Raw genomic sequence first — 6533 nt, 5'->3', positions numbered from 1 at the left:
CCCCTGGACCCAGGACCACCGGGACGCCCGAGCCGCGCCCCCTGATCGATCTCTGGCCCAGCAAGAAGGTCGCGAACGTCGCGCACCGGGGGGCGTCGGCGTACGCGCCTGAGAACACGCTCGCGGCCGTCCGGCTGGCCAGGAGCCAGGGCGCGGACGTGTTCGAGATCGACGTGCAGCAGACCAAGGACCGCAAGCTCGTCCTCATGCACGACACCACGCTCGCCCGCACGACGAACGTCGAACAGGTGTATCCGGACCGCGCGCCCTGGAAGGTCTCCGACTTCACCTTGGCCGAGATCAGGAAGCTGGACGCGGGCTCCTGGTTCGGGACGAAGTACAAGGGGGAGCGGGTTCCGTCCCTGGCCCAGGTACTCAAGGCCATGAGCGGAGAGAGGCTCGGCCTGCTGCTGGAGATGAAGAGCCCGGGGCTCTACCCCGGCATTGAGAAGCGCATCGCCGCGGCCCTGAAGCGCTCGCCGTCGTGGCTGCGGATCGATCCGAGTGAGCGTCGCCTGGCCGTGCAGTCGTTCGACTGGGACTCCGTGCGCCGCTTCCACTCCGAGATGCCCAGGGTCCCGGTGGGGCTGATCGGTACTCCGAAGCTGGCGGACCTGCCGAAGCTGGCATCGTTCGCCGACCAGATCAACCCCCCGTACCGCGACCTCACCGCCGCCTACGTGAAGAGCGTCCAGGCGGCGCGTATGGACGTCCTCACCTGGACGGTGGACGACCCCGCGCAGATGCGGAGAGCCACCCAGCTCGGGGTGGACGGCATCATCTCCAACAAGCCGGACGTGCTCCGCCGTGTCCTCCGGGAGGCCGGCGCCCGCTCGGCCGCCTAGCGCGGCGCCCCCCAAGCTCCACCGCCTTCGTTGACTTGCGGCGTGTTGTTGTTATGGCAGGCCGGATAACAACAACACGCCGCAAGTCAACGGGGTGGGAGGTGGTCGCCGGCGCGGGCGATGAGGGCGCGTGCGGCGGGGCTGCGCGGGCCCTCGGTGCGCCAGGCGAGCGCTATGCGCCCGGTCAGCCGGGGCCGGACGATCGGCATCGCGTGCAGGCCGTCCGGCAGCGCGCGGGCGGCGGACTCGGGCAGGACGGCGACGCCGAGCCCGTGCGCGGCCAACTGCGCCAGGACGGGCGGCTCGCCGGCCTCGAACGCGATGCGCGGGCTGAGGCCGGCGGCGGCGCAGGCCTCGTCGAGGACGGCCCGCAGCCCCGTCCCCTTGGGCAGGCTGATCAGATCCTCCTCGGCGAGGGACTGCAGCCGGAGGCTGGACCGCCGCGCCAGCGCGTGATCGCGGGCGACGGCGGCGAACAGGTGCTGCTCCAGGACGATCCGCGTCGTGAGGCCCTCGGGCGGTTCGGAGCCGAGGCTGAGGAACGCGAGGTCGACCCGTCCGTCCCGCAGCGCCCCGGCCAGCGTCACCGCGTCATGCTGGACGACCGTGATCTCCACGTTCGGATGGTCGCGGTGGAAATCGGCGAGCATGCCGGGAAGGTCGAGAGACTGGATCCAGTCGATCGTGCCGATCGTGACGTGCCCGCGCAGCAGGCCGGTCAGCTCGTCCACCGCCTGCCGCGCGCCTTCGACGGCCGCGAGTGCCGCCCGCGCGTAGGGGAGGACGGCCTCGCCCGCCTCGGTCAGCCGGACGGTCCGTCCGGAGCGGTCGAACAGCGGCTGCCCCAGCTCGCGTTCAAGTTGCCGGATCTGCGCGCTCACCCCCGGCTGGGCGACGTGCAGCCGGGCCGCCGCCTTGGTGAAACCGGCCTCCTCCGTTACCGCCACGAAGTACTCGAACTGCCGCAGCTCCATAAGCAGCAATGCTAACAGCGCGCTTGTCCAGCGGTAATGCTTCTGCAATCCCCGGGTAGCGATGAAGGATTCCTTTGACCTTTCTTGGGGGCATCGCTGCTGTTCAGAGGACTGATCCCGGCCTGCGCGGTGATTACCTCACCAGCGGGAGGTCGGGTGAACGGACGGCGCACATGGTCCATACGGGTCCGTATGACCGCAACAACCGGGACGGTCGCCGTCGTCGTCTCCGTGATCGTCTGCGCGCTGATCCTCGTCGGACTTCGCAGCCACACGGCGGAGGCCGCCCGGATCCAGACCGTCACCGCGGCGCTGCGGGTCGCGTACGAGACCGTGCAGGGGCCGGTGCGGGGCAGGCTCAACGCACCGAAGGACGTCGCACTGCAGGTGGTCGACGAGGACCAGCAGGTGGTCGCCGCCACGTCCGGAGCCCTGGCCGGCCCCCCGATGGCGGACTTCCGTCCGGCGCCGCACAACATCTACGAGGCGCGCGAACTCTGCCCGCCCAACGGGCTCAAGGGCTGCCAGTGGGTGATCGTCCTACGCGTCTACAACGAGGGCGGCGACCGGTTCGTCCAGGCGGCGACGCCCACCGTCCCCTGGTACGTCAGCTCCGGCCACCTGATGCTCCTGGTCTGCGCGTCGCTCCTGCTCACCATGATCGCGTGCCTGCGGGCCTGGGCGACGACCGACCAGGTCCTCACACGGGTGGACGCGATCCGCGCCGAGCTGGCGGAGATCACCGCGAGCAAGTCGGGCCGCCGGGTGACGGTGCCGCCGCACCGGGACGAGATCCGGTGGCTCGCCGAGGCCGTGAACGAGACCCTGGACCGCCTCGACAGCGCCCTGGAGCGGCAGCGCAGCTTCACCTCGGACGCCTCGCACGACCTGCGCAGCCCCATCACCGGCGCCCGCGCGCAGATCGAGGAGGCGCTGCTGTTCCCGGACGAGGTCGACTGGCCGCACACAGCGCGGAACGTCCTGCAGAGCCTCGACCGGTTGCAGGCGATCGTCACCGACCTGCTGCAACTGGCCCGCCTGGACGCCGGCGCGTGGCACGACCCGGAGGCGATCGACCTCGGCGCCGTCGTCACCATCGAGGTCGCGCGGGCCGAACGCACGAAGCAGATCGTCTCGCACCTCCAGGAGGGCGTGACCGTGCACGGCGACCGGCTCCGGCTCGTCCGGCTGCTGACGAACCTGCTGGACAACGCCGAGCGCCACGCCGAGAGGCGGGTCGACATCACCGTGCGCGCCGAGGACGGGTGCGGCGTCCTGGAGGTCCAGGACGACGGCGCGGGCATCGCCGAGGAGGACCGGGAGGTCGTCTTCCAGCGGTTCGCCCGCCTGGAGGCCGGCAAGGCCCGCGACGCCGCCGGGACGGGCCTCGGCCTCCCGATCGCCCGCGAGATCGCCCGGCTGCACGGCGGGACGCTGACCATCGAGGACAGCGACCGAGGCGCCCGCTTCGTCCTGCGAATCCCCTGCTCACAGCCCTGCGGCACCGAGTGAGCCGCCTCGCGGACGGAACGCCTCGTCCCGCCTCGCGCCTGCCCCGCCGTAGTCGTTAGGCATTGAACTACGGGTCGGCCATGTGGCAGCCTGCCATCACCTGGGACCGCCGGACGAGGAGTGGCCGTGGCCGTCGACGCGTGGCATCGCATCTACGACGCCCTCGACGAGGAGCACGACTACGACGTCACCGAGATCGACGGCCGGCTCCCGGACGGCCTGGCGGGGACGCTCTACCGCAACGGCCCCGGCCGCTGGCAGGTCGGCGAGAGCCTCCTCGACCACATCTTCGACGGCGACGGGATGCTGTCGATGTTCGTGTTCCCCGGCGACGGCCGGCTCCGCTACCGCAACCGGTACGTCCGCACCAGGCACTACCGGTACGGGCAGCGCAAGGGCCGCGTCGGGCTGCGCGGGCTGGGCACGCAGCGTCCCGGCGGACGCCTCGGCAACATGTTCCGCCCGCCCGCCAACGTCGCCAACACCGGCGTGGTCCTGCACGGCGGGCAGCTGCTGGCGCTGTGGGAGGGCGGACGTCCCTTCCGCCTCGACCCCGACAGCCTGGAGACGTTCGGGGAGCACTCGTTCGGCGGCCGGCTGAAGGCGATGGCGGCGTTCTCGGCGCATCCGTCGCGCTGCCCGGAGACCGGCGAGCTGTTCAACTTCGGGATGGACTTCACGCGCGTCCGGAGCCTGCGCTGCTACCGGGTGGACACCGCCGGGACACTGCACCACATGCCGCGCGTCTCGCTCCCGTACACGCCCTGGAACCACGACTTCGCGCTCACGCGCCGCTACCTCGTCTTCGTCGTCAACCCGGTCATCCCGAAGGCCGCGCCGATCCTGCTGGGCAGCGGGTCGATCGCCGACGGCCTCACGTACGAACCGCACCGGCCGACGTGCTTCACCCTCGTGCCGCGCGACGGGGGCAAGGCGCGGGTCATTGAGCACGAGGCGCTGCTCGGCTTCCACTTCGTCAACGCGTTCGAGGACGGGGACGACGTCGTCATCGAGTTCGTCCGCTTCGCCGACTGGGCGCAGGTGGCGACACGGTTCCGCGACTTCCGGACGAGCGACTTCCCCTGGGGCGACGCCCTGGTGCGCTACCGCGTCACCCCGTCCGGGAAGGTCGAGGGGGAGGAGGTGTGCGCGCTGCCGATGGAGCTGCCGCACGCCGACGTCCGCCAGGCGGGCCGCCCGCACCGCTACACCTACTTCGCCGGACGGACAGAGCAGAGCACCGGCATCCACGCCTACGACCACGAGAAGGACCGGCGTACCGTCCACGAGCTCCCGCCGGGGCACGGCTTCGGCGAACCGGTGTTCGTGCCGCGCGAACCGGGTGCCGCGGAGGGCGACGGCTGGCTGCTGGCCCTCGCCTACGACCCTGAGGCGCACCGCTCCCGGCTGCTCGTCCTGGACGCCCGCGACGTCGAAGCGGAACCCGTCGCCGTCGCGCACCTGCGCCACCACATTCCCATGGGCTTCCACGGCTCATTCACCTCCCGGATCGCCACCCCGCCTAGTCAATAAAGGTGGATTTAGGGGGATTGGCGATGGTTACCGTTCGGTGTATTTCAAATTGAGACATACTTGGCGTGCTCTTTTTGGTGCGATCCTGCGTCTTTGATGTGTGAGTGGAAAACACGGTAAAGATCATCCCGGTAAGAGCGGGGTCGTTTCATGACGGCGGTCGTCGTGCTGGAGATCGCTGAGAACGGCGCCGATGCTGCTCGCCTCGACCTGCTCAGCAGGCGTCTCCTCAGAGACCTGCGAGACCTGGGGCTGGACGCCGAGCGGCTCGCCGTCGCGCCGCCCGCGGGAGCGAAATCGGGGACGTCGGGCGCGGTCACGAGCCTGGTCGTCGGGCTCGCCGGGACGCAGGCACTGGTGGCCATGATCAACGGACTGTTCGGCTGGCTCGGGCCGCGCAGGGGAAATGTGAAGATCAGTTGCGGGGACAGGTCGATCGAATTGTCCGCCGCGACTCCGGCGGAGGGGCAACGGCTGTTCGAATGGCTCCAGACATGCGATCGGCAGAATCCGGAAACGGACGCGGAAAGGCCAGGCGCCTAGCGCTGCTCGTGGCGGCCGACGAGTACGATTCCCCGGATCTCGGTGCCCTGTACTCGCCCGCCCACGACGTCGATGCGCTGGCGTCCGCGCTCGCGGAACCGCATATCGGCGGCTTCGAGGTGCAGCGCGTCCTCAACCGCCCGGTCCACGAGGTGAACCTCGCGATCGAGGACTTCTTCTGCGACAAGAGACCCGACGACGTGCTGCTGCTGTACGTCTCGTGCCACGGGGTCAAGGACGACGCAGGGCATCTGTACTTCGCGACCACCAATACGCGGGTGACGAGGCTCGGCGCGACCGGAATCGCCTCGACGTTCGTCCGGGACCGGATGTCCCAGAGCAGGTCACGCAACATCATCCTTCTCCTGGACTGCTGCTACAGCGGCGCGTTCGTCGAGGGACTGGTGCGGCGCGGGGACGGTGGCGTGGGCATCAACGAGCGGCTGAGCGGTTCGGGGAGGGCGATCCTGTCGTCGTCCTCGGCACTGGAGTACGCGTTCGAACTGGACGAGCACTACCTGACCAAGGACATCTCGCTCGCCGGGACGGGACAGCGGCGCGAGGGCCGTCCCTCGATCTTCACCGAGGCGCTCGTCACGGGCCTGACCACCGGGGAGGCCGACCAGAACCACGACGGCCGCATCTCCGTGGACGAGCTGTACGACTACGCGTACGCGAAGGTCACCGAGACGAACCCCAACCAGACGCCCACCAAGTTTTCGGACGTGAGCGGCGAGCTGATCGTGGCCTGGAGCCCGGCCACGGCGAAGCCCCCGTCGCTCCCGGACGAGGTCGTCGCGGCCACGAAGAACCCGCTCGGACGCGTACGCGCCGTCGCCGTCGACGCGCTCAAGGAACTGGCGCTCACGGAGGACGCCGCGACGCGGAGGCTCGCCTACGAGCAGCTGAAGCTGCTGCTCGACGACGACAGCCGCACGGTGATGGCGAAGGCGCGGGAGGCGATCGCGGAGATCGACGACGCCCGGCCTGGCGAGGACACGTCGTCCCCCGCCGTGCAGCCCCGGCCTGACCGGCCGGTGGCGGGACGGGCGGTCACGGGAGACGCACCGGCAGCGGGCGGACCGGCGGCCGCCCGGGTGCCGCCGCCCCGGCCGGACCCCGGCCC

6 protein-coding genes are annotated in these 6533 nt (G+C 70.4%); 5 read left to right on the top strand and 1 reads right to left on the bottom strand.

Translation table 11 applies throughout. The features are described from left to right. Positions 1–845, top strand: an 845-nt coding sequence (locus tag E1200_RS29900; RefSeq protein ID WP_131955428.1) for a glycerophosphodiester phosphodiesterase family protein, incomplete at its 5' end; no start/stop codon positions are given. A gap of 86 nt (positions 846–931) precedes the next feature. On the opposite strand, the gene E1200_RS29895 is transcribed toward E1200_RS29900, so the two are convergent. Then, entirely contained in the window at positions 932–1819 is an 888-nt protein-coding gene (locus E1200_RS29895) for a LysR substrate-binding domain-containing protein (RefSeq protein ID WP_131955427.1), read from the bottom strand. Between the two features lie 192 nt (positions 1820–2011). Here E1200_RS29895 and E1200_RS29890 point away from each other — a divergent pair, with 192 nt between their 5' ends. From E1200_RS29890 to E1200_RS29875, 4 genes are all read left to right on the top strand, one after another. Next, a complete protein-coding gene (locus E1200_RS29890) occupies positions 2012–3331 on the top strand; it encodes a HAMP domain-containing sensor histidine kinase (RefSeq protein WP_131955426.1) in 1320 nt (439 codons plus the stop codon). Positions 3332–3457: 126 nt separating this feature from the next. After that, entirely contained in the window at positions 3458–4864 is a 1407-nt protein-coding gene (locus tag E1200_RS29885; RefSeq protein ID WP_165950520.1) for a carotenoid oxygenase family protein, read from the top strand. 150 nt (positions 4865–5014) lie between these two features. After that, a complete protein-coding gene (locus tag E1200_RS29880; protein WP_131955424.1) occupies positions 5015–5407 on the top strand; it encodes a hypothetical protein in 393 nt (130 codons plus the stop codon). 8 nt (positions 5408–5415) lie between these two features. Further along, a partial coding sequence (locus tag E1200_RS29875; protein ID WP_207933616.1) for a caspase family protein occupies positions 5416–6533 on the top strand: 1118 nt, incomplete at its 3' end.

Source organism: Actinomadura sp. GC306 (assembly GCF_004348665.1).
Lineage (GTDB): Bacteria > Actinomycetota > Actinomycetes > Streptosporangiales > Streptosporangiaceae > Spirillospora.
The sequence above is the reverse complement of the archived record's forward strand: the minus strand, read 5'-3'. Positions and strand labels throughout refer to the sequence as shown.

Coding starts and splice junctions, on each gene's coding strand:
- E1200_RS29890 (WP_131955426.1), top strand. CDS start 2,012: ATGACCGCAACAACCGGGACGGTCGCCGTCGTCGTCTCCGTGATCGTC.
- E1200_RS29895 (WP_131955427.1), bottom strand. CDS start 1,819: ATGGAGCTGCGGCAGTTCGAGTACTTCGTGGCGGTAACGGAGGAGGCC.
- E1200_RS29880 (WP_131955424.1), top strand. CDS start 5,015: ATGACGGCGGTCGTCGTGCTGGAGATCGCTGAGAACGGCGCCGATGCT.